The organism is Salegentibacter chungangensis (assembly GCF_042678405.1).
Classification (GTDB): domain Bacteria; phylum Bacteroidota; class Bacteroidia; order Flavobacteriales; family Flavobacteriaceae; genus Salegentibacter_A; species Salegentibacter_A chungangensis.
The window spans coordinates 254,997-276,360 of sequence record NZ_JBHTLI010000001.1 but is presented as its reverse complement, the minus strand read 5'-3'; the positions used below and the strand labels follow the sequence as shown (position 1 = coordinate 276,360).

The window sequence follows — 21,364 nt, the reverse complement described above, 5'->3', positions numbered from 1 at the left end:
AAGTTAAAAGTAGATCTCCTGTGCCAGCCTGTAGGTATTGGCGTGGGCTTCAATTATGGCTTTTATATCGGCGGAATATCCGCCACCCATACTGCATTGAACGGGAATGTCCAGGTCGTGGCAGGTTTGCAGTACGAACCTGTCCCGCTCCTTACTGCCTTTAATGGTACAGGAAAGCCTTCCAAGTTTGTCGGTTTCCAGGATATCCACTCCGCTGAGGTAAAAAATAAAATCCGGTTTTTCCTGTTCTATAAGTTCAGGCAGGCGGTTCTTTAATATTCGAAGATATTCTTCATCTCCGGTTCCGTCAGGAACTTCAATATCCAGGTCAGACTTTTCTTTTTTGAACGGATAATTACCCTTGCCGTGCATAGAAAAGGTAAAGACTGAAGGGTCAGTTTCAAAGATCTCTGCCGTTCCGTTTCCCTGGTGCACATCCAGGTCTACGATCAGGATCTTTTTTGCCAGGTTTTTTTGTTGAAGATAACGGGCAGCGATCGCCTGGTCGTTCAGCAGGCAAAAGGCTTCCCCACGGTTGGAATAGGCGTGATGTGTACCCCCCGCGATATTGAAGGAAATTCCGTTTTCCAGGGCGTAATGGCAGCATTTTATGGTCCCGTCGGCAATGATGACCTCCCGATTTACGAGTTCTTCGGAAAGGGGAAAGCCTGTTTTCCTTATTTCACGCCTGTCAAGTTCCAGGGCTTTAAGTCTTCGTACATAATCTGCATCGTGAACGGCTAAAATAGGTTCGTCTGCGGGAATTTCAGGCTGAAAGAAATTCTCTTCCCTGCAGGTGCCCTCATGTAAGAGTTGTTTTGGCAAAAGCTCATATTTCTCCATCGGGAAACGATGTCCTTCCGGGAGCGGGTGCTTATAAATGGGATGGTAAGCAATCTTGAGCATTTCTGTAAAAGAAAAAACCTCACAGAATTGCTGTGAGGTTAGTTATTTAATTGATGGTGGTTCCGCTTTCCACGCCGTCTTCGTCGGGATTGACGAACACGAGTTTTCCTTCGGCATTCTCGGTCATCAGGATCATCCCTTCGCTTTCCACACCTCTTAATTTTCTTGGGGCAAGGTTCACAAGTACGGTCACTTTTTTCCCGATGATGTCTTCAGCTTTAAAATGCTCGGCGATCCCTGAAACCACGGTACGGGTATCCAGACCGGTATCGACCTTTAAAACCATCAGCTTTTTGGTCTTCGGCATTTTTTGGGCCTCTATGATCTTACCCACTCTCAGGTCCATTTTTGTGAAATCGTCAAAAGTGGCGGTTTCCTTTTGAGGTTCTACGTTATTCTTCTCAGCTGCATTAGCAGTCTTTGTAGCTTCCAGTTTATCCAATTGTTCCTGTATTTGTGAGTCTTCAATTTTGCTGAATAACAATTCTGCTTTTCCTATCTGGTGCCCTGCCGGAAGCAAGGCTTCCCGGGTCGTGATCTTATCCCACTGAGAATTCTCTCCCTCGTTGAGGTTGGATTCTTTATCGGTGAACTTCAACATTCCCTTCAGCTTTTCAGAAGTGAAAGGCAGGAATGGTTCACTTAAAGTAGCCAGGGCCGAAGCGATCTGCAGGGCTACATACATGATTGTTTTTACACGTTCCTCATCGGTCTTGATGAGTTTCCAGGGCTCTTCATCTGCCAGGTACTTATTCCCTAAACGCGCAAGATTCATCAATTCTCCCTGTGCTTCCCTGAAGCGGTATTTTTCAATAGAGCTGGCTATCACTGCGGGATAAGCTTTGAGTTCTGCAATGGTCTCTTTGTCTACATCAGAATATTCATTCGGCTCAGGGACAATTCCGTTGTAGTATTTGTTGGTAAGCACCACCACACGGTTTATGAAATTCCCGAAAATGGCAACCAGTTCGTTATTGTTTCTCGCCTGGAAATCTTTCCAGGTAAAGTCGTTATCCTTGGCTTCGGGCGCATTGGCCGTAAGCACGTAACGCAAAACATCCTGCTGGCCAGGGAAGTCTTCAAGATATTCGTGTAACCAAACCGCCCAGTTCTTGGAGGTGGATAGTTTCTTGCCTTCGAGATTAAGGAATTCGTTGGCCGGTACATTCTGTGGTAAAATATAATCTCCGTGTGCCTTCAGCATTACAGGGAAGATGATACAGTGGAATACGATATTGTCTTTCCCGATAAAATGGATGAGCTTGGTGTTCTCGTCTTTCCAGTAGGGCTCCCAGTCTTTACCTTCGCGCTCTGCCCATTCTTTAGTGGAAGAGATGTAACCTATTGGTGCATCGAACCAAACATAAAGCACTTTTCCGTCAGCGCCTTCTACCGGAACCGGGATTCCCCAATCCAGGTCACGGGTTACGGCACGGGCACGAAGCCCGTCGTCTATCCAGGATTTCACCTGTCCGTAAACATTGCTTTTCCAGTCTTTTTTATGCCCTTCCAGGATCCATTCTTTCAGGAAGCCTTCATATTGATCCAAAGGCAGGAACCAGTGTCTTGTTTCCTTTAAAGTAGGAACGGCACCGGTAATTGCCGATTTCGGGTTGATAAGATCTGTAGCATTTAATGAGGTTCCGCAGCTCTCACACTGGTCTCCGTAAGCCTCGTCGTTTCCGCATTTAGGGCAGGTTCCCGTCACAAAACGATCGGCCAGGAACTGTCCTGCTTCTTCGTCATAAAGCTGCTTGGTGGTTTCCTCGATGAACTTGCCGTTCTCGTACATCTTTTTAAAGAATTCTGAGGCGGTCTTGTGGTGAACTTCAGAAGAAGTCCTTGAATAATTATCGAAAGAAACCCCAAAATCCTTAAAGGACTGCTTTATAATTCCATCATAGCGGTCTACGATCTCCTGCGGAGTTACCCCTTCCTTTTTCGCTTTAATAGTGATAGGCACGCCGTGCTCATCACTTCCGCAAACAAAGGCTACATCGTTACCCTGCATTCTTAAGAACCGGGCATAGATATCTGCAGGTACATAAACCCCTGCAAGGTGGCCAATATGAATGGGACCGTTGGTATATGGCAGTGCTGCCGTAATGGTATATCGCTGTGGAGAATTGTTCATTTATGCTTAATCTTTTTGAAGCCGTAAAGGTAAGCAACTGCTAAATAATACGCGTTAAATTCTTGTAAAAGACAAGGCGGCTGTCGCAAATGTTGCTACTTTTAAAATTAAACTTAATCATTGATAAGAGAATAATAAACTTAACCTATGAAAAAAGTAATCTTAGCAATAGCAGTATTAAGCCTTGTGGCCTGCGGAGGAGCGAAAAAACCAGGTATTGGAGAAAAGTATACCGTAGAGCAGCTTACGGAGCTTAATTCTGAAAAAATAAAGGAATATTACAGCGATGCCAATATTGAAGAGGGAAAGGGGATGTATGAAGAAGGTACCGTGGAAAAACCATACACAAAACTTTACCCGGATACGCCCGATGAGTTGCTGATTACCTGGAAAGATGAAAACAGGACAAGAATTGATGATGTCAGATTTTCCGGGAATGGAAAATGGAAGTCAGACGAAGGAATAAAAGTAGGGACAAGCTACGAAACGCTTAATAAACTAAATGAAAAGGAGATCTCTTTCTATGGCTTCGGCTGGGATTACAGCGGCGCAGTGATGTGGAATGACGGGAAACTTGAAAAGACCAATGTACAGGTGTTCCTTGCCCCTGAAAACGAAGCAGCTTCAAAATTCTATGGAGATCACCTGATAGAAGCGAGCCCGGAGGAGATTTCAGAGCTGGACCTAAAAGTACAAACCGTGATGCTTATTAACGATAACTAATATGTTCTAAGCTAACGGGTTTTATATGTTTTTTAAATGGCAGAGCATAATTTACTCGGGAAGAATGGGGAAGAGCTGGCTGCAGACTATCTAATGCAGCAGGGCTACGAGATTGTGGCGAGAAATTTCCGGTTTCAGAAAGCTGAAGTAGATATCATCGCACTAAAGGATGAGCTCTTAGCTGTAATTGAAGTAAAGACCCGAAGTACGACCAGTTTTGGGGACCCCAAAGAATTCGTGAAGGGCCGCCAGATAAGGCAGCTTATAAAAGCCATAGATCATTTTGTGGAAGAACAGCAGCTTAATGTTGAGGTAAGATTCGATATTGTAACGGTAGTTAAAAATAAATCAGGGACTGAAATCCGGCATTTTGAGAATGCCTTTTTCCACTTCTGAAAAATAAAAAAGGGCCGCATCTTGCGGCCCTTTTCTTTATATCAAAGAACGGTGAATTACCAGATCTTAACCCTGTTTTCAGGTTTTACGTAAATCTCATCTCCTTTTTCAATATTGAAAGCTTCGTAGAAGGCATCGATATTCTGAAGCGGAACATACGCACGGTACATTCCCGGAGAGTGAGGATCGGTCTTGATCCTGTTCTTCAAGGCTTCGTCACGCATCTTGGTTCTCCAAACGGTTGCCCAGGAAAGGAAGAAACGTTGCTCCGGAGTATACCCGTCTATTTTGCCCGGGCTTCCGTGTTCTTTAAGGTGAATCTGAAGTCCGTCGTAAGCGGCATTTACCCCGCCAAGGTCTCCAATGTTCTCCCCAAGGGTGAATTTCCCGTTGATGTAAACACTGTCAAGAACTTCAATAGCACTGTACTGCTCGGCTAGTTCAGAGCCTAAAGCCTCAAATTGCTTTAGATCCTCATCTGTCCACCAGTTGTTCAGGTTTCCTTCGGCATCAAAACGAGCCCCGCTGTCGTCAAACCCGTGAGAGATCTCGTGACCGATCACCGCACCAATTCCACCGTAGTTTACGGCTGCATCGGCTTTGTAATCGTAGAATGGAGGCTGAAGAATAGCCGCCGGGAACACGATCTCGTTATAATATGGGTTATAGTAAGCATTCACCGTTTGAGGAGGCATAAACCATTCCTTTTTGTCTACAGGTTCATTAAGTTTGGCCATTTCTTCGCTTGTTCTCCACTTTTTGGCGTTCATGATGTTCTGGAAATAAGAACCACCGTTTTCAGCGCTTTTCATTTCAAGATCACTGTAATCTTTCCATTCATCAGGATAACCCACTTTTATGGTAGTGGTGCTAAGCTTCTGGATAGCCTTTTTCTTGGTGTCTTCACTCATCCAGGAAAGGTTGTTAATCCTTTTTTCATAAGCCTTGATGATGTTAGCGATCATTTCTTCGGCTTTTTTCTTGGCTTCTGCCGGGAAATGTTTCTCTACGTATAGTTTGCCAAGGGCTTCCCCAACATTACGGTTAACGCTGGCAAGTGCTCTTTCTTTTAAAGGACGTTGCTCCTGAGCTCCACGAAGCGTCTGGTTATAAAATTCCCAGTTAGCTCTTTCGATCTCGGTAGAAAGCGAAGCTGCCGCATCATTGAATACTGCCCATCTCAGGTAAGATTTCCAGTCTTCAACAGAATTTTCAGCAATTACATCCTGAAGGGCTTCCATGTATTTTGGCTGGGAAACAACTACGGTATCCAGTCCTTCAGCACCAATTTCAGTGAAATACTTATCCCAGTCGAGAGCAGGAACAGTTTGCTTCAGCTCGGCTACCGGCATAGGGTTATAGGTCTTTCTTGTATCCCTTCTTTCTACTTTATCAAGCTGAGGTTCAGCAAGACTGGTTTCGAAAGCAAGGATGTTTTTAGCAGCTTTTGCAGCTTCTTCCTTAGAATCGCCTAAATACTGAAGCATTCTGGTGATATGCTGCTTATATTTTTCACGTTTTTCTTTAGAGTCTGAATCATCTTTTACATAATAATCCCTGTCCGGAAGCCCTAACCCGGTAGGATATATATAGGCAGTATTCTTGTTGCTGTCTTTAGCATCGGCATCTACTCTGAAGCCGAAGAATCCTGGACTTGAATATTGCTCCATTTCAATAAGGAAGCTCAGGAGACCTTCTTTATTCTCAATTTCGGCTACTTTATCAAGATAAGGCTGAACGGGTTTGATTCCCATTTCATTTCTTCCTACAGTATCCATAATGGTCTTGTATAGAGAAACCGCCTTGGCCTGGTCGCTTCCTTCCTTAAGAGAGTCACTGTTAGAAGCATTTTCTAAAAGGGCAAGGGCGTCCTTGTCTGTATTTTGGCGAAGTTCATCGAAGCTTCCCCAGCGGGTTCTGTCTCCCGGAATCTCGGTAGAATCCAGCCAACGGCCGTTCACATACCTGAAGAAGTCTTCTCCGGGGCTTGTTGTGGTATCCATATATGCGAGGTTGATACCGTGAACCTCTTCCTTTTCAACTTTCTTCTCATCATTATCACATCCGGTTAATACGGCTGTGGCTAATACTGAAGAAAGCAGAATACTAGATATTCTTTTCATTTGGTAAATTTGAGTATTAAAATGTGCACTAAAATAATAAAAAGTGGCAAATGAACAGGTTATGTTCTTTCGCCACTTTTTAAAATGTAAGTTTTTAGTCGGTATTTAGGGGTTGGCTCTTCTTCGCAACCTCATTCTTATTCAAGGCCTGACTACAAAATATCAGGGTTACTCCTTTTCTTCTTTCGATCTGATTTCTTTTATAAGTTTGGTATCGAATTCCTTTTTTATTTCGCTGATTTTATCAACATTTTCATTCGGGATCTCGATAGAAAGCACATAATGTTTTATTTTCCAGCTGTCTCCGGACTTTACTAAAACTCCCGAGCCGCGGCAAATGCCCATATGTGTGTCCAGAAGCTCGTCGAACCAAGCGATTTCGCCGGAATCGGCAATGAATATATTTCTTTCCAGGCTGGAGAAGCTCCAGGCTTTTCCTTTATCAAAATAGGGTTTCGAAAACTCGGCAAATTCGGCCTTGTTCCAGTTTTCGGTAGGATCGGTTCCTATAAAAATGCCGTTCTCGGCAATCAGCCCGAAGTATTCATCAAAATTGGCTTCGGCTGCTGCCTCGTGCCATTTTTCCAGGGTCTCATCGATATTTTCCTTTACAGGATTGCTTTTTTGGGCAAATAAAGTTCCGCTGCTCAATAAAATGCAGCAAAGTAAGAGAAGCTTGAAGTTCTTCATTTCTTTAAAAATTTTTCTGAAGATACAATTTTATGTCAGAAATCAGTTTACCGGCTTTAACTCGCTTTCCTGGGAGAGTTTTTTAGGGATACGCGGCTTTTGGGCGGAATCTTTCTGTTCTTGGTTTTCCAGTTCGTCCAGCTCCTTTTCGAAATCTTCCAAGGTCTTTAAGTAGATCTCGTTGAGCTGAAGTTTAAAATTGTTGAAATCTGAAGGGATCTCTCCCGCGGTTTTCGCAATAGCTTCCGGGTTAAGTTCCCGCTGGGTAGCTAACTGCTGCAACACCTGAGACTTGGTGACCAGCACATTGATCCTGGCTTCTACGGCCGTGGTCTTTAAATTTTCGGGTACCGAATTCTGAAGTGATTGCATGATCTGCACCAGAGGCTTTGCATTTTCAACAACTTCGGCTACAGTAGAATTACGAAGATTGCTAATTTCATTTTGTGCCGTAATATAAGCCAGCCATTGGGCAGCTTCTTCCCGGGCTTCCGGCATCAGGTTCACCTGTTCATTGGTCACCTCGATATTTTCTTCCAAAGCCAAATTATCATTTGCCAAGTTACTGCTAATATCCTGCTGTTGCTGCTCCTGTTTGCAAGAGGCAAAAATGACCAAACCTGATATAAGCAATAATCTTTTCATAGTGTTGATGCTAAGGCTACAAAGGTAAATGTAATTTGCTGCAAGCGCAATAAAACTTCCCGATTATAAAATTAATAAGCGCCGCCAAGGATTAAGCGGTAAGATTGCGAATAACTCTTTATAAATAAATATATTTGCTGAAAATTTAAAAAATGGCCAAAAAAATATTGATTATCGGGGCTTGCGGACAAATTGGGACCGAACTTAGCCTCAAATTGCGCGAAATGCACGGTAACGATGCTGTTGTTGCCAGTGATATCAGGGAAGGAGATGCCGAACTGATGCAATCCGGGCCTTTTGAGATTGCCGATGCTACCGATGCAAAGCTTATTGAAAGCCTTATAGATAAATATGAAATTAACGAGGTTTACCTTATGGCAGCAATGCTTAGCGCAACTGCAGAAAAGGCACCAATGAAAGCCTGGAGCCTTAACATGGATTCGCTGTTTCATATTCTTAATATGGCAAAGGCTAAGAAGATCGAGAAGGTTTTCTGGCCATCAAGTATCGCTGTTTTTGGCCCTAGTACACCTAAAGAGAACACTCCCCAGTCCACAATTATGGAGCCTACCACTGTTTATGGAATAAGTAAGCAGACAGGGGAAAGATGGTGCGAGTATTTCCATAAAAAATATGGGGTAGATGTGAGAAGCATCAGGTACCCCGGAATTATAAGTTATAAGACGCTTCCGGGAGGCGGAACCACCGATTACGCCATAGAAATCTTCCACGAAGCTCTTAAGAAAGGCAGCTACACTTCCTTCCTTGATAAGGACACTGCTTTGCCAATGATGTTTATGGATGATGCCATAAAGGCTACCGTAGATATTATGGAGGCGCCGGCAGGAGATATTAAGGTCCGGTCTTCATATAACCTTTCAGCAATGAGCTTTACTCCCGAAAGCCTGGCGGCCGAGATCAGGAAACATATCCCTGATTTCAGCATAGATTATGCGCCCGATTTCAGACAGGAGATCGCTGATACCTGGCCTTCAAGTATAGACGATTCCCGTGCCAGGGAAGACTGGGGCTGGGAGCACAATTTTGATATCGAGAAGCTTACTACAGAGATGCTGGAAGGAATAAAGGCTCACGCCGTTTAAGGTATTCCGGAAAGTTTATAACATAAAAAAGGCCGCTTTTCTGAAAAGCGGCCTTTTGAAGTTTGAAATTAGAATATATTATTCGATAACACGAACCTGGCTCGCGTTAACTCCTTTTCTTCCTTCTACTTCAACGTACTCAACTTTGTCACCTTCATTGATAGTTTCCCCATCAAGTCCTGTAACGTGTACGAAGATGTCTCTTCCTGTGTCGTCGTTGGTGATGAATCCGTAACCTTTAGACTCATTGAAAAATTTAACTGTACCTTCCATTGTAAAAAAATAAATAATTAATAAAGTACAAACTTAGCACAATAAAATTAACAAGAGCCTAATAATGTGGAAATTATTTTCAAAGAATTTTTAATCCTGGCTGCGATCCCTCATTTTTCTTAGGTTTTCGTCAGAAAGCGTATAATCTTTTAATTTCTTTCCTTTCCATCTCACATACAGGAAGATAGGCATAAGGATAAAAGCAGCGGCAAGAACCGCAATTCCAATTATACGATCCCCAAGAAGTACTTCTTCATTCAGCCGAAAGTAGAATCCGGTGCCTATGGCAACAAGGATGGAAATCCCTAATATTTTTAAAACTGTATTCATAATTATACGGTTACTTCAATTAATTTTTGACGATAAGCGGTTAGCAATTTTGATTTTGAAATGAAGCCTATGTACTTATCATCTTTTACTACCGGAAGGTTCCAGGCGTCACTTTCCTGAAATTTTTTCATAATCTCCTGAGTCCTGTCTTTTCTAATGTCGATTATAGCAGGAGCACTTTGCATGATATCGCTCACCTTCACTTCATCATACATACTTTGGTCGAACATTACCGGTCTGATATCATCTAAAAGAATGATCCCCATGAAGTTACTGTTTTCATCTACAACCGGAAAGATATTTCTGGAAGATTTTATAACCCCTTCGTGAATTACGTCTCCCAGGTTCTTATCTATCTGGATCGGGATAAAATTCTTTTCTATAATTCGCTGAATATTCAGCAGGGTAAGGACTGTCTTATCCTTATCGTGGGTGAGGAGCTCCCCACGTTGTGCCAGCTCCATGGTATAAACCGAGTGGGGCTGAAAACGGTTGGTGATCATAAATGAGATGGCCGCTGTGATCATTAGAGGGATAAAAAGCTCATACCCTCCGGTAAGTTCTGCAATGAGGAAGATCGCGGTTAGCGGGGCATGTAGCACTCCGGCCATAAGTCCTGCCATCCCTACCATTGTAAAACTGCTGATGGAAATAGGATGCCTGAGCAGGCTGAAATTGTTAACAACAAGAGCAAAGCAATGCCCCAGGGCACTACCCATAAACAACACTGGTGCAAAGATTCCGCCCACCCCTCCGGCGCCGAATGTAAGAGATGTGGCAATAATTTTAAAGATGACCAGCCCGGCAAGTAAGGCTATCACCACCCATATGTTATCCATAAATTCGCTAAAAAGATTAGATCCCAGGGCTTCAAGATAATTCTCGGCCAAAAGATTGTTGATCACGTTGTAACCTTCACCGTACAAAGGCGGAATAAAATATACCAGTATCCCCAGGCCGATTCCTCCAATTAGCAGGCGAACCACAGGACTCTTGAACCTGCCGAAGAAACTATGAATTCTAAAATATGCTGAAGTAAAATAAATAGAACAGAAAGCACTTAGTATTCCAAGGATGATATAGAATGGAACTTCAGATATATTGAATTGGTCGGTAAGCTTAAAAGGTAAAAGCGTATCCGGGCCGAAAAAGAAATATGAAGTGAGTACTGCAGAAACCGAAGCGATTAACAGCGGGACCATAGATACCAGAGTAAGATCCAGGCTAAATACCTCTATTGCGAAAATGATCGCGGCTATAGGGGCTTTAAAGATAGATGACATTGCTCCGGCTGCAGCACAACCAATAAGTAAAGTCCTGGAACTTTGATTCATCTTAAAAAGCCTGGAGATGTTTGAACCAAGAGAGGCTCCTGTTGCTACCGTTGGTCCTTCCAGTCCTACAGAACCACCAAAACCTACCGTTAAAGGTGCGGTGAGAATTGAGGCATACATCTGGAAAGATCGCATAATACCCTGGCGTTTCGAGATGGCGTATAGGGTAGAGGGAATGCCATGCCCCACTTTTTTCTTAAAGCCATATTTTATGATCAGTAACGTTAGGGCGAGCCCGATTACGGGGAAAATAAAATAAAAGGCGTGGTGGTAGTTAGCAATAAGTTTACCTTCCAGGAGGTCCTGTATATAGTGAGTAAGGTTTTTGATTACCACAGCGCCCAGACCGGCGGCAAACCCAATTATCCCGCTCAGTAACATAATGAATTGCTGGTGGGATAAATGCTTTGTTTTCCACCTGGAAAACTTCTTCAGGATGCCTACGGGTAGGTTTAACACTGTTTAGATATTGCTTTTATAAAAAAATCCTGCGTTAAGCAGGATTTAAATTTATAACTTTAATTGAAGATGAAGTTCATCTAATTGCTCTTTATCCAGTTTGGCTGGAGCATCTATCATTACGTCCCTTCCTGCATTATTTTTCGGGAACGCAATGAAATCTCTAATGGTTTCCTGTCCTCCAAGAATAGCAACAAGGCGGTCAAACCCGAAGGCGATCCCGCCGTGTGGCGGAGCCCCGTATTGGAAAGCGTCCATCAGGAACCCAAACTGGGCTTTCGCCTCTTCTTCCGTAAAGCCAAGATAATCGAACATCTTGGACTGGGTCTTTTTATCGTGGATCCTAATGGAGCCACCGCCTATTTCATTTCCGTTCAGAACAAGGTCGTAGGCATTGGCCCTTACTTCTCCCGGCTTGCTTTCCAGAAGCGGAATATCCTCTTTCTTTGGAGAGGTGAACGGGTGGTGCATAGCGTGGTATCGCTCTGTTTCTTCGTCCCATTCCAAAAGCGGGAAGTCCACAACCCATAAAGGAGCAAAATCGTCGGCTTTTCTAAGGCCAAGCTCGGTAGCAAGGTGCATTCTGAGTGCGCTCAACTGGGTTCTTGTCTTTCTTGTTTCACCAGCCATCACCAGGATAAGGTCTCCCGGTTTTGCCCCGGTTTCTTCAGCCCAGGCCTTAAGATCTTCCTGGGAATAGAATTTATCTACACTAGACTTAAAGCTCCCGTCTTCATTATATTTTGCCCAAACCAGTCCGTTAGCACCAATCTGAGGTCTTTTTACCCATTCTATTAACTTGTCCAGTTCTTTTCGGGTGTAGCCTGCTGCTGCCGGAACTGCGATTCCAACAACCAGTTCCTGCTGATCGAATACTTTAAAACCTTTGTTCTGGGCTACTTCGTTCAGTTCTCCGAATTCCATTCCAAAACGGATATCGGGTTTGTCGTTCCCGTACTTCTTCATCGCCTCAGCATAGGTCATACGTGGGAAATCCCCGATTTCAACCCCGTTGATCTCTTTGATCAAATGACGGGTGAGACCTTCAAAAATATTAAGGATATCTTCCTGCTCAACAAAAGCCATTTCGCAGTCTATCTGGGTGAATTCCGGCTGACGGTCGGCTCTAAGGTCTTCATCCCTGAAGCACTTCACTATCTGGAAATACTTGTCCATCCCGCCTACCATAAGCAACTGCTTAAAGGTTTGTGGAGACTGGGGAAGTGCATAGAACTGTCCTTCATTCATACGGCTTGGTACCACAAAATCACGAGCCCCTTCAGGGGTAGACTTGATTAAATAAGGTGTTTCTACCTCAATGAAACCCGCATTAGACAGGTAATTTCTAACCTGCATTCCTACCTTATGGCGAAACATTAATTTGTTCTTCACCGGGTTTCTTCGAATATCCAGGTAGCGATATTTCATTCTAAGATCTTCTCCGCCATCGGTTTCATCCTCAATAGTGAATGGAGGGGTAAGGGAAGTATTAAGAATATCAAATTGTGTCACCAGCACTTCAATGTCTCCGGTTGGGATATTAGGGTTTTTGGAAACCCTTTCAATAACTTTCCCGGTAACCTGGATCACGAACTCACGGCCAATCTTTTCGGCCTTCTCCATCAGAGCTTTCTCTGAACGTTCTTCATCAAAAATAAGCTGAGTAAGCCCGTAACGATCTCTTAGATCGAGCCAGATCATAAATCCCTTATTTCTTACTTTCTGGACCCATCCCGAGAGACGGACTTCTTCCCCGATGTTAGCCGAATTCAATTCGCCACAGGTATGACTTCTGTACATAATATTCCCAATATTTTAGTGGGGGCAAAAGTAATAAGTTATAGTGGTTTCTTTAAAGAAACTTGCTTAAAAAAGCATTGAATTTTTTTCAATGTTAAGGATTTTGCGTCATCTCAATGTCTTGCAAGTCAGTGTTTTTGGACTTCAATGTTAAGTTAATGTTATGTAAACGTTGAATAATCGTAAAGTTTTCTATACCTTTGTAAGAGAAGTGTAAAAAATAGAGCGATGAATATGATGCGAACCCTCTTAGTAGTTGTAACTCTTATTTTAAGCGGTACAGCTATTGCGCAAAATGAAGCAAAAGAACCCGGTTTCGAAAAACAGGGGGATTTAATTAAAGCAACTTTTTATTATGAAAACGGAAATATTAGACAGGAAGGTACGTACAAGGACGGAAAACTCCACGGCAAATGGATTTCTTACGACGAAGAAGGTAGTAAGAGAGCAATCGCCCAATATGACCATGGTAAAAAGACTGGTAAATGGTTTTTTTGGTCTGGAGACACGTTAAGAGAAGTAACTTACGAAAACAGCAGGGTTGCAAGTGTGAATAACCGCTTAATTGAAGGGAGCAGACTTAGCAAACAGTAGTATTCGAAATCATAAAATAAAAAAGCCCGAAGTTTGACTTCGGGCTTTTTTTGGTTCAAATATTAATTGGCTAAAGCTTCTTTTCTCTCTTTGCGTTCTTTTCTTTTATCGGCGAATCTCACCTTAGCCCGGTTTACCAGGTAGAACATTACCGGGACTACCACCAGGGTAAGGAATGTCGCGAACACTAATCCGAAGATCACAGTCCAGGCCAGCGGCCCCCAGAAGATCACGTTGTCTCCCCCAATATAGATTTTAGGGTCGTAATCTATGAACAGGCTGAAGAAATCTATATTAAGCCCTACCGCCAGTGGGATAAGACCCAATACCGTGGTGATAGCCGTAAGCAATACCGGGCGTAACCTTGATTTACCCCCGGCTACTATAGTCTCAAAATATTGTTCCCGTGTTAGCAACTGGTTGCTTTCATAACCCAGTTTGGCTTTTTTCCGGTCTATAAGTAACTGCGTGTAATCTATAAGTACAATGGCATTGTTCACCACGATTCCTGCCAGGGAGATAATTCCCATCATTGTCATGATAATAACAAAGTCCATCTGGAAGGTGATAAGCCCAAGGAATACTCCTACAAGGCTCAGTACCACTGCCATCAGAATGATGATAGGTTTTGAGAGCGAATTAAACTGGGCTACCAGGATCAGCAGGATTCCTCCAAGTGCGAACATCAGGGCTTTTAACAGGAAGTCCATATTCTCGTCCTGCTTTTCCTGCTCCCCGGTAAACTGAAGACTAATGTCCTCGGGAAGGTCATAATTTTTGAGTTCAGATTGGAGTCTTGCTACGATCTCGTTACCATTATACCCCTGTAATACGTTAGAGTATACAGTGATTACCCTTTTTAGATTTTTCCTTTTAATAGAGCTGAAGGAAGAAGCCACCTCGGTTTCTACCAGAGAAGAGATAGGAACCTGTATAAGTTCTCCCGTATTCTGGTCTCTGAAGGTAACCGGCTGATTGAAAAGGGCGTTCTGGTTGTACCGGGTTTCTTCATTAAAACGCACATTCACTTCGTAGTCGTCATCACCTTTTTTGAAGGTAGAAACCTCTTCTCCATAGATCGCTCTTCTAAGAGTTTGTCCTACTGCAGCGGTTGAAACTCCAAGCTGTCCTGCTTTTCGGCGGTCTACGTGAACATCCAGTTCCGGCTTCGATTTGTTGACATCAAGTTTCAACTCTTCGATCCCGGCAATGTTAAGGCTCTGAATATATGTTCTAAGATCCTCGGCTTCAGCCAGCATCTTTTCATAGTCTTCTCCTTTAAGTTCTATGTTTATAGGATAGCCCGAAGGAGGGCCTGCCGCATCTTTTTCAACAATTATTGATGCTCCCGGAAAGCCCTGTACGGCATCACGTACTTCAGATAAGACCTCGCTACTCTTTACCCCGCGACGTTTGTTGAATTCACGCATAGAAAGGGTAACCTTACCTTTATGAGGCATTTCATTCTGCTGTCCGCCATCGGTCTGTGGATTCCCGGCACCTTCCCCTACCTGGGAGATAGCCGATTCTACCATAAAGTTATATCCGTCGGGATCTTCGTATTTCTTGATCGCCTCAAATATCTGCTTCTCAACTTTTTTAGTAAGTTCGTTGGTTCTCTTGATATCGGTCCCTTCCGGATATTCGATATAGGTGATTATCTGGTTAGGCTGGTTTTCAGGGAAGAACAGTACCTTGGGTTGTACGAGGGCTATCAGCACAAAAGACAATATCAATAAGGCAATCGTTCCGAAGAAAAACAGGTAAGCTTTTTTTCCTCTAAGGGCAAATTTCAGAGTGTTTTCATAGATGTTTTCCAGTTTCTTAAGTGCTCTGAACTGGAAAAATTCAACCCCTCTGGACAGTACATATTTATAGAACCATAGCAGAATAGCTCCTACAATAAGAATGTTTCCAACTCCCCTAAGTGCCCCTACAGAAAGCATATAACCTGAGGTAACCAGGATCAATCCTACACTGGCAAGTATGATACTGGTCCTGATAAGCCTTTTCCTGGAAATCCTTCCTTCTTCGGTCTTCATAAACTCGGAAGTAAGCATCGAGTTGATGATGAGCGCCACGAACAAACTGGAGCCTAATACCATGGAGAGCGTGATCGGGAAGATCACCATAAATTTCCCGATAGTTCCGGGCCAGAGGCCCAGCGGGAAGAAGGCTGCAAGGGTGGTGGCCGTTGAAGCGATAATAGGCCAGGCAATCTCGCCCAATCCCTGTTTCGCAGCTTTTATCCTCGGCATTCCTTGATCCATAAGGGAGTATACGTTTTCAACAACCACGATCCCGTTGTCCACAAGCATCCCGAGACCCATTACCAGCGCGAAAAGCACCATAGTGTTAAGGGTGTAACCCAGGCTGGAAAGGATGATGTAGGAAAGCAACATGGAAAGCGGGATAGCCAGTCCCACAAAAAGGGCGTTCCTGAAACCAAGGAAGAACATCAATACCAGTACTACCAGAATCACCCCGAAAATAATGTTGTTCACAAGATCGTCTACCTGGCTCTGGGTCTTGGTAGACTGGTCGTTTGTAAGAGAAATCTCAAGGTCTTCCGGAAGGCTGTTCGCTTGTTCTTCGGCAACTATTTTTTTGATCTCGTCTACCGCCTCGATCATATTCTTACCGCTTCGTTTTTTTATGTCGAGCATCACAACCGGCTTGCCGTACTCCCTGGCAAAAGTGGTGTGGTCTTTTTCCTGGAATCTTATGTTGGCTATATCCTTAAGGAAGATGTTACCGCCATCCTTTTTTACCACAACATTCTCCAGCTCCTTCGGATCCTGGATCTCTCCAATGATCCTGATGTTCTTCTGAACCCCGCTGGTAATAATATTACCTCCGGAAATGGTCTTGTTCTCCAGGCTCACCGAATTAATGATGTCATTGAAGCTCACCTTGGAGGCGGTCATTTTATAGATATCAACGGCAATTTCGACCTCCATATCTTCAGCACCCCTAATGCTTGCTTCTTTGATCTGCGGTAAGCGCTCGATCTTTTCCTGGAGCTGCTCAGCATAATCTTTAAGGTGTTGTACGGTGTAATCTCCCGTAAGATTAATGTTCAGGATAGGCTGTTCTTCTGAAATGTTAAGGTCAAAAACATTGGGTTCTACCTTCGCGCCATTATCCAGCGTGGGCCAGGTGGTTTCAGACTTCACCAGGTCTACCTTGTCCTTAACCTTCTGTTTGGCTGCATCGACACTAATGTCTTCTTCAAATTCAATGATCACCAGGGAGTAGTCCTGAAGAGTAGTGGAGGTGATCTGGTTGATCCCTCCAATATCGTTGAACTCTTCTTCCAGCGGCTCGGTGATAAATTTCTCCACATCTTCAGCCGAGTTTCCCGGGTTTACCGAACTAACATAAATCTTGGTCTCGATGATCTCAGGAAACGCTTCCCGAGGCATGTTGTAATAAGAGAAAAGCCCGCCAACCATAATAATGGCGATTATTACATAGACCGTCATTTTGTTATCTATGGCCCAGGAGGAGAGTTTAAACTCTTTATCTATCTTGTTCATTTCTTCTAGTTTCTGATTTTAACCTCTTGCCCGTCTCTAAGGCTCTTTCCACCTTCAACAATTAGTTTTTGTCCTGCTTCAAGTCCCCCTGTAATCTCGATGTTGTCCTTATATACATATCCGGTTTCCACGATCACTTTTTTAGCGATCCCGGTACTGTCTGTCTTTGGTTCGAGTATAAATACAAGGCTTTCTCCCAAGGCATTCTTCTGAATGGTACTCTCAGGAACGATCACAGCTTCTTCAGAAGTGTAGTCGTTAAGTTTGATGGTAGCGATCTGGTTGGGTTTAACCATTCCATTTTTATTGGGAATGCTTACCTGTACCTTGAAAGTCCTGTTATTTGGGTTGATGTTATTCCCAACCTGGCGAACTTTGCCGTCAAACTCTTTTCCGGTAGCACTCAATTCTACCTTCACATCTGTCCCCGTCCGGATCTTGTTAAGGTAGGTTTCCGGTACGTGCGCCTCTACATACATATTATCCAGGTTAATAAGTCTGAATAGCGGGTTTTGTCCCGGGTTAACAACTTCTCCCTGGTCGCTTAATACATCATCAATAACTCCGCTAAAAGGAGCGGTTACGATAGTTTTGGCCAATCGGGACTTCATTTGTTCAACAGAACTCTGAAGCGCTTCATAATTGGTCTTGGCTTCAAGGTACTGGATCTCAGAACCTATATTCTGTTCCCAAAGCCGCTTTTGACGCTCGAAGGTAGTCCTGGCAAGAGTGGCCTGGGCTTCAAGTTGTGCAAGCTGGCTCGATAAGCCGCCATCATCTATTACGGCAAGTGTCTGTCCTTTAGAGACCCTGTCTCCTTCGTTAACCCTTACCTGGTTAAGAAGTCCTGAAAATTCAGGGTAGATAATAATGTTCTCGTCAGTAGCAACATCACCCTGAACTTCAGCATAATGCTTAAAGATAGTGTCCTCAATCTCCTGGATTCTTACCAGGTTCAGGCTTTTGCTGGTATCCAGGTTTTCAATGGCTTCCGTAAGCATATCGAGTTTTACGGTAAGTTCTCCTTTCTGTTTGCTGAGATCAGATTTCTTACTTCTCATTTCCTGCAAGTCGCCACCTTCAATAATATCTTCCACAGATTTCTCCGCTTCCTTTCCGCAGGAAGTCATAAAAAGTGGTATGCTTAATAATAGTATTGCCTTTTTCATAGCTATATTAAAATAGGGTTGATTATTTCTCATCACTGTATTTCGTTGTATCTAAGAGATTTTCTAATTCTACCTTCGTGGTGATCACATCCAGCATAGACTGCAAAAAGTCCTGTTGTGCTGAATAGAGCTGACGCTGGGCCTCGCTTAATTCGAAGCTGCTTGCCAGGCCTTCAAAGAATTTCACTTCATTCTTTCTTTCGATCCGTTCAGCCAGTTCAAGGTTTTTCTTCTGGGTTTGATAGTTTTCCAGGCTGTATTCATATTCACTTTTAGCTGAAATGATCCTTCTTTTTACCTCGTTCTCGGTTTGTTCAAGGTCAAGAAGTGCCTGCTTGTATTCAATCTTTTTTTGCTGGGTTCTGGAACTCCTCATCCCGCTGCTGAAAATCGGGATATCGAGACTTACTCCCAGAATTGACTGGTTGAAATATTCCTGGTCACTTTTTAGGAAGCTGAAATCGTCACTATAACCCTGATAGCCGTAATTAACGAACCCGGTTAGCTTCGGCAAGGCTTTGGCTTTCTCCAGTTTCACCTGAATCTCTTTAGACTCGGCGGTGTTTTGAGCGATGCGGTAATCGATATTTTCTTCAACAGGAATCTCCTTTTGTAAAAGGCTTATGTCGAAATATTGCATCGCCAACTTGTCCAGTTGTTGGGTGAGGTTCACTTCTGTCTCTACCGGAAGTCCCAGAGTGATATTCAACAGGTCTTTAGCCACCTTTCGCATTCTGATGCTTCGGTTCAGGTTATTCTTAAGCCCCAGGAGGGTGATCTCCAGCTGCTCTACATCTTCCTGTTCTGCCATCCCGTTCTCATAAATCACTTTCGTTTCGTCATAATTCTTCTGAAGTGTTTCCAGGTTCTTCTGAAGAATCTCCACGCTCTCTTCGGCTAGAAGAACATTTCCGTAAGCATTAATAATGGCTGTTTTTACCTGATGATCGGTCTTAGTCTTGGCATTCTTGGAGATCTGAAGCAGGGTTTTTGCCGACTGGACTCCTACAATATAGGAACCGTCAAAAATAAGCTGGTTCCAAGTGGCTGTTGCGTTCATACTTTGCTTTGTCCCAAAAGTCACAGGTACAAAGGTTCCGGGTTCGCCCCCGGTGATCTCTGCCGGAATTAGTGTTACCGGTTGTTTCAGGAAATTTTGATAATCTACGTCTCCTGTAATCTGCGGTAACCCCTGTGAAATGATCTCCCATTTTTGTTTCAGTGCGATCTCAACATCACTTTCGGCGTTTAGGGAATTATAATTGTTTTCAAGTCCGAAGCGAATGGCTTCTTCCAAAGAGAAATTGTATTCGCTTGTTGCTGGTTCTTCCTGCGCAAACAGGCTGCTGCTCATAAACAGGAGGAGAAAAAACTTGCTAAATTTCGTTAATTTCATCATTGCTTTCAATAAGTTCTTCTAATGTTTCTAGACCCTTCGGGGTACAGATGGCATACAAATGATATTTCAGGAAATATTCCATCAGCCTTTTATTGCTGTATTCCTCTTCGGGAAAAAGGTCTTTATCTTTTATGGCCAGCATCCCGGCGTAATGGATACGACTTATAAAGGAAAGGGGAATGTCTCTGCGATAATGTCCCGTTGTGATCCCTCTCTCCAGGTTGTCTATTACCACACGTTGCATGAATTGGAATTGCTTCGACCTCATTTCTTTGAATAATTTTGGGTAATACTTCTGAAGCTGGTACTGCGGCGAAGTCTCTTCGTCTTTCAAGTTGCACATGGCAAATCGCTTGATCTGGTAATTTTCCAGAATGGGGTTTTCCTTTTCTTTCTGGATTTTTCTTATTCCATCACTAATGGTATCAAAAAGATGATGGGTAACGGCCTCTACAAGTTTCGTCTTGTTCTCAAAATGCGTGTAAATGGTCTTTTTGGATATCCCCATTTTGTTGGCAATATCATCCATAGTTACGCTCTTAAACCCCAGGTTTAGAAACATTTCGGTGGCCGTTGTTAGTATTTTCTCTCTCACTTATAAAAAATTTGGCTGCAAAAGTACACTCAGGAAACTAAAAAAACAAAAAAAGTTTCCTTAGTTTAATGATTATTTAACACCGGTCGTAAATTTGAAATAAATTCATTTATGGTATTTTAGCGCAAAAATTATCCGGCTATGTTATCCATTTCTCAATACAGGGAAGCTTTTGTGGAATATTTAGATGAAAAGATCCAGGTAAGGGAGCCCCGCAACCTTTACGAACCCATGAAGTATATTCTGAGTTTGGGAGGGAAGCGACTTCGGCCTGTCCTGGTGCTTATGGCCACAGAGATCTTCGATTCAGATTACAGAAAGGCTCTGGATGCCGCACTGGCCATAGAGATCTTTCATAATTTTTCTTTGGTGCATGACGATATTATGGACGATGCGCCTATCAGAAGGGGTAAAGAGACCGTTCACGAGCGCTGGGATATAAACACCGGAATTCTCTCCGGTGATGCGATGCTTATAAATGCCTATCAGTTATTCGAAAATTATGAAGGCAATATCTTTAAAGAACTGGCGCAGTTATTCACTAAAACGGCCATAGAGGTATGTGAAGGGCAGCAGTATGATATCGATTTTGAAACGCAGGAAGATGTGAGTATCGAAGATTACCTTAAAATGATAGAATATAAGACTGCAGTTCTGGTAGGGGCTTCATTGCAGATGGGAGCAATCGTCGCAGAGACTTCAGACGAATGCAAGAAAGCAGTTTATGAATACGGAAAACTTCTGGGAATTGCATTTCAGCTCCAGGACGACTACCTGGATGCTTTTGGAGATCCAAAAACTTTTGGAAAACAACTGGGAGGCGATATTATTGAAAATAAGAAGACCTTTCTTTACCTGAAATCGCTTGAGGCCTCCAGTAAGAGTGAGGCCAGACAGCTTGAGCATCTTTACACTATTAACCCGGCAGAGACTTCCGGGAAGATCGAGACCGTAAAGGCTTTGTTTGAGAACAGCGGTGCGGCCAGGTATACCCGTGAGGAGATCGAAAAATACACACGTATGGCCTTTGAGGTACTCGATAAGATCGAAATCCCGGAAGAGAAAAAAGAGCCTTTAAGACAGTTTGGGGAAAGCCTGATGGAACGGCAGGTGTAAATTGCTGTTTTCCCTTATTACCTTATCGGAGGCTTT

Annotated in this window: 18 protein-coding genes; 5 read left to right on the top strand and 13 right to left on the bottom strand. The window is 43.3% G+C overall.

Annotated elements, in window-relative coordinates:
• Positions 1-3: 3 nt before the first annotated feature.
• Entirely contained in the window at positions 4-906 is a 903-nt protein-coding gene (locus ACFQ3Q_RS01190) for a histone deacetylase family protein (RefSeq protein WP_380742117.1), read from the bottom strand.
• A 46-nt stretch (positions 907-952) separates the two neighbouring features.
• Entirely contained in the window at positions 953-3,040 is a 2,088-nt protein-coding gene (gene metG / locus ACFQ3Q_RS01185) for a methionine--tRNA ligase (protein WP_380742115.1), read from the bottom strand.
• A gap of 147 nt (positions 3,041-3,187) precedes the next feature.
• Here metG and ACFQ3Q_RS01180 point away from each other — a divergent pair, with 147 nt between their 5' ends.
• Complete coding sequence (locus ACFQ3Q_RS01180; RefSeq protein ID WP_380742113.1) at positions 3,188-3,763, top strand: hypothetical protein; 576 nt, start codon at positions 3,188-3,190, stop codon at positions 3,761-3,763.
• Between the two features lie 36 nt (positions 3,764-3,799).
• The gene (locus tag ACFQ3Q_RS01175) at positions 3,800-4,159 is read left to right on the top strand and encodes a YraN family protein (protein WP_380742111.1); all 360 of its coding nucleotides are present in this window, start codon (positions 3,800-3,802) and stop codon (positions 4,157-4,159) included.
• Positions 4,160-4,215: 56 nt separating this feature from the next.
• Here the strand turns inward: ACFQ3Q_RS01175 and ACFQ3Q_RS01170 are convergent, their stop codons facing one another.
• From ACFQ3Q_RS01170 to ACFQ3Q_RS01160, 3 genes are all read right to left on the bottom strand, one after another.
• Positions 4,216-6,282: a M13 family metallopeptidase gene (locus ACFQ3Q_RS01170; protein WP_380742109.1), complete on the bottom strand. Its 2,067-nt coding sequence runs from the start codon at positions 6,280-6,282 to the stop codon at positions 4,216-4,218.
• A 168-nt stretch (positions 6,283-6,450) separates the two neighbouring features.
• Complete coding sequence (locus ACFQ3Q_RS01165) at positions 6,451-6,972, bottom strand: nuclear transport factor 2 family protein (protein WP_380742108.1); 522 nt, start codon at positions 6,970-6,972, stop codon at positions 6,451-6,453.
• A 42-nt stretch (positions 6,973-7,014) separates the two neighbouring features.
• Entirely contained in the window at positions 7,015-7,617 is a 603-nt protein-coding gene (locus ACFQ3Q_RS01160) for a hypothetical protein (protein ID WP_380742106.1), read from the bottom strand.
• A 152-nt stretch (positions 7,618-7,769) separates the two neighbouring features.
• On the opposite strand from ACFQ3Q_RS01160, the gene ACFQ3Q_RS01155 reads away from it, so the two are divergent.
• Positions 7,770-8,720, top strand: a complete 951-nt coding sequence (locus ACFQ3Q_RS01155) for an NAD-dependent epimerase/dehydratase family protein (protein ID WP_380742104.1) — start codon at positions 7,770-7,772, stop codon at positions 8,718-8,720.
• Between the two features lie 78 nt (positions 8,721-8,798).
• On the opposite strand, the gene ACFQ3Q_RS01150 is transcribed toward ACFQ3Q_RS01155, so the two are convergent.
• The 4 genes from ACFQ3Q_RS01150 to aspS all read right to left on the bottom strand — a co-directional run bounded on the left by ACFQ3Q_RS01150 (position 8,799) and on the right by aspS (position 12,916).
• Complete coding sequence (locus ACFQ3Q_RS01150; RefSeq protein WP_380742102.1) at positions 8,799-8,993, bottom strand: cold-shock protein; 195 nt, start codon at positions 8,991-8,993, stop codon at positions 8,799-8,801.
• A 90-nt stretch (positions 8,994-9,083) separates the two neighbouring features.
• Complete coding sequence (locus ACFQ3Q_RS01145; protein WP_380742101.1) at positions 9,084-9,323, bottom strand: hypothetical protein; 240 nt, start codon at positions 9,321-9,323, stop codon at positions 9,084-9,086.
• 2 nt (positions 9,324-9,325) lie between these two features.
• Positions 9,326-11,116 carry a chloride channel protein gene (locus ACFQ3Q_RS01140; protein ID WP_380742099.1) on the bottom strand — a complete coding sequence of 597 codons (1,791 nt, stop codon included), beginning with the start codon at positions 11,114-11,116 and terminating at the stop codon, positions 9,326-9,328.
• A gap of 51 nt (positions 11,117-11,167) precedes the next feature.
• Positions 11,168-12,916, bottom strand: coding sequence for an aspartate--tRNA ligase (aspS, locus tag ACFQ3Q_RS01135; RefSeq protein ID WP_380742097.1), 1,749 nt, complete (start codon positions 12,914-12,916; stop codon positions 11,168-11,170).
• Between the two features lie 228 nt (positions 12,917-13,144).
• Between aspS and ACFQ3Q_RS01130 the strand changes: the two genes are divergently transcribed.
• Positions 13,145-13,510, top strand: a complete 366-nt coding sequence (locus ACFQ3Q_RS01130) for a toxin-antitoxin system YwqK family antitoxin (protein WP_380742096.1) — start codon at positions 13,145-13,147, stop codon at positions 13,508-13,510.
• A 62-nt stretch (positions 13,511-13,572) separates the two neighbouring features.
• Here the strand turns inward: ACFQ3Q_RS01130 and ACFQ3Q_RS01125 are convergent, their stop codons facing one another.
• Genes ACFQ3Q_RS01125 through ACFQ3Q_RS01110 form a run of 4 tightly spaced genes read right to left on the bottom strand, consistent with a single transcriptional unit; the run spans position 13,573 to position 20,212 of the window.
• Positions 13,573-17,049, bottom strand: coding sequence for an efflux RND transporter permease subunit (locus ACFQ3Q_RS01125; protein WP_380742094.1), 3,477 nt, complete (start codon positions 17,047-17,049; stop codon positions 13,573-13,575).
• Between the two features lie 5 nt (positions 17,050-17,054).
• Positions 17,055-18,218 (bottom strand): efflux RND transporter periplasmic adaptor subunit, encoded by a 1,164-nt coding sequence (locus ACFQ3Q_RS01120; RefSeq protein ID WP_380742092.1) that lies wholly within the window; start codon positions 18,216-18,218, stop codon positions 17,055-17,057.
• A gap of 22 nt (positions 18,219-18,240) precedes the next feature.
• Complete coding sequence (locus tag ACFQ3Q_RS01115; RefSeq protein ID WP_380745568.1) at positions 18,241-19,614, bottom strand: TolC family protein; 1,374 nt, start codon at positions 19,612-19,614, stop codon at positions 18,241-18,243.
• Positions 19,595-20,212, bottom strand: a complete 618-nt coding sequence (locus ACFQ3Q_RS01110) for a TetR/AcrR family transcriptional regulator (RefSeq protein WP_380742090.1) — start codon at positions 20,210-20,212, stop codon at positions 19,595-19,597. Before ACFQ3Q_RS01110 ends, ACFQ3Q_RS01115 begins: the two co-directional genes overlap by 20 nt.
• Before the next feature lie 141 nt (positions 20,213-20,353).
• Here ACFQ3Q_RS01110 and ACFQ3Q_RS01105 point away from each other — a divergent pair, with 141 nt between their 5' ends.
• On the top strand, positions 20,354-21,328 hold the full coding sequence (locus tag ACFQ3Q_RS01105) for a polyprenyl synthetase family protein (RefSeq protein WP_380742088.1): 975 nt from the start codon (positions 20,354-20,356) through the stop codon (positions 21,326-21,328).
• The last annotated feature ends 36 nt before the right edge of the window (positions 21,329-21,364 follow it).

Bases quoted from the DNA above. Each gene is read 5' to 3' on its own strand.
- ACFQ3Q_RS01190 (WP_380742117.1), bottom strand. From the start codon at position 906: ATGCTCAAGATTGCTTACCATCCCATTTATAAGCACCCGCTCCCGGAA.
- metG (WP_380742115.1), bottom strand. From the start codon at position 3,040: ATGAACAATTCTCCACAGCGATATACCATTACGGCAGCACTGCCATAT.
- ACFQ3Q_RS01180 (WP_380742113.1), top strand. From the start codon at position 3,188: ATGAAAAAAGTAATCTTAGCAATAGCAGTATTAAGCCTTGTGGCCTGC.
- ACFQ3Q_RS01175 (WP_380742111.1), top strand. From the start codon at position 3,800: ATGGCAGAGCATAATTTACTCGGGAAGAATGGGGAAGAGCTGGCTGCA.
- ACFQ3Q_RS01170 (WP_380742109.1), bottom strand. From the start codon at position 6,282: ATGAAAAGAATATCTAGTATTCTGCTTTCTTCAGTATTAGCCACAGCC.
- ACFQ3Q_RS01165 (WP_380742108.1), bottom strand. From the start codon at position 6,972: ATGAAGAACTTCAAGCTTCTCTTACTTTGCTGCATTTTATTGAGCAGC.
- ACFQ3Q_RS01160 (WP_380742106.1), bottom strand. From the start codon at position 7,617: ATGAAAAGATTATTGCTTATATCAGGTTTGGTCATTTTTGCCTCTTGC.
- ACFQ3Q_RS01155 (WP_380742104.1), top strand. From the start codon at position 7,770: ATGGCCAAAAAAATATTGATTATCGGGGCTTGCGGACAAATTGGGACC.
- ACFQ3Q_RS01150 (WP_380742102.1), bottom strand. From the start codon at position 8,993: ATGGAAGGTACAGTTAAATTTTTCAATGAGTCTAAAGGTTACGGATTC.
- ACFQ3Q_RS01145 (WP_380742101.1), bottom strand. From the start codon at position 9,323: ATGAATACAGTTTTAAAAATATTAGGGATTTCCATCCTTGTTGCCATA.
- aspS (WP_380742097.1), bottom strand. From the start codon at position 12,916: ATGTACAGAAGTCATACCTGTGGCGAATTGAATTCGGCTAACATCGGG.
- ACFQ3Q_RS01130 (WP_380742096.1), top strand. From the start codon at position 13,145: ATGAATATGATGCGAACCCTCTTAGTAGTTGTAACTCTTATTTTAAGC.
- ACFQ3Q_RS01125 (WP_380742094.1), bottom strand. From the start codon at position 17,049: ATGAACAAGATAGATAAAGAGTTTAAACTCTCCTCCTGGGCCATAGAT.
- ACFQ3Q_RS01120 (WP_380742092.1), bottom strand. From the start codon at position 18,218: ATGAAAAAGGCAATACTATTATTAAGCATACCACTTTTTATGACTTCC.
- ACFQ3Q_RS01115 (WP_380745568.1), bottom strand. From the start codon at position 19,614: ATGAAATTAACGAAATTTAGCAAGTTTTTTCTCCTCCTGTTTATGAGC.
- ACFQ3Q_RS01105 (WP_380742088.1), top strand. From the start codon at position 20,354: ATGTTATCCATTTCTCAATACAGGGAAGCTTTTGTGGAATATTTAGAT.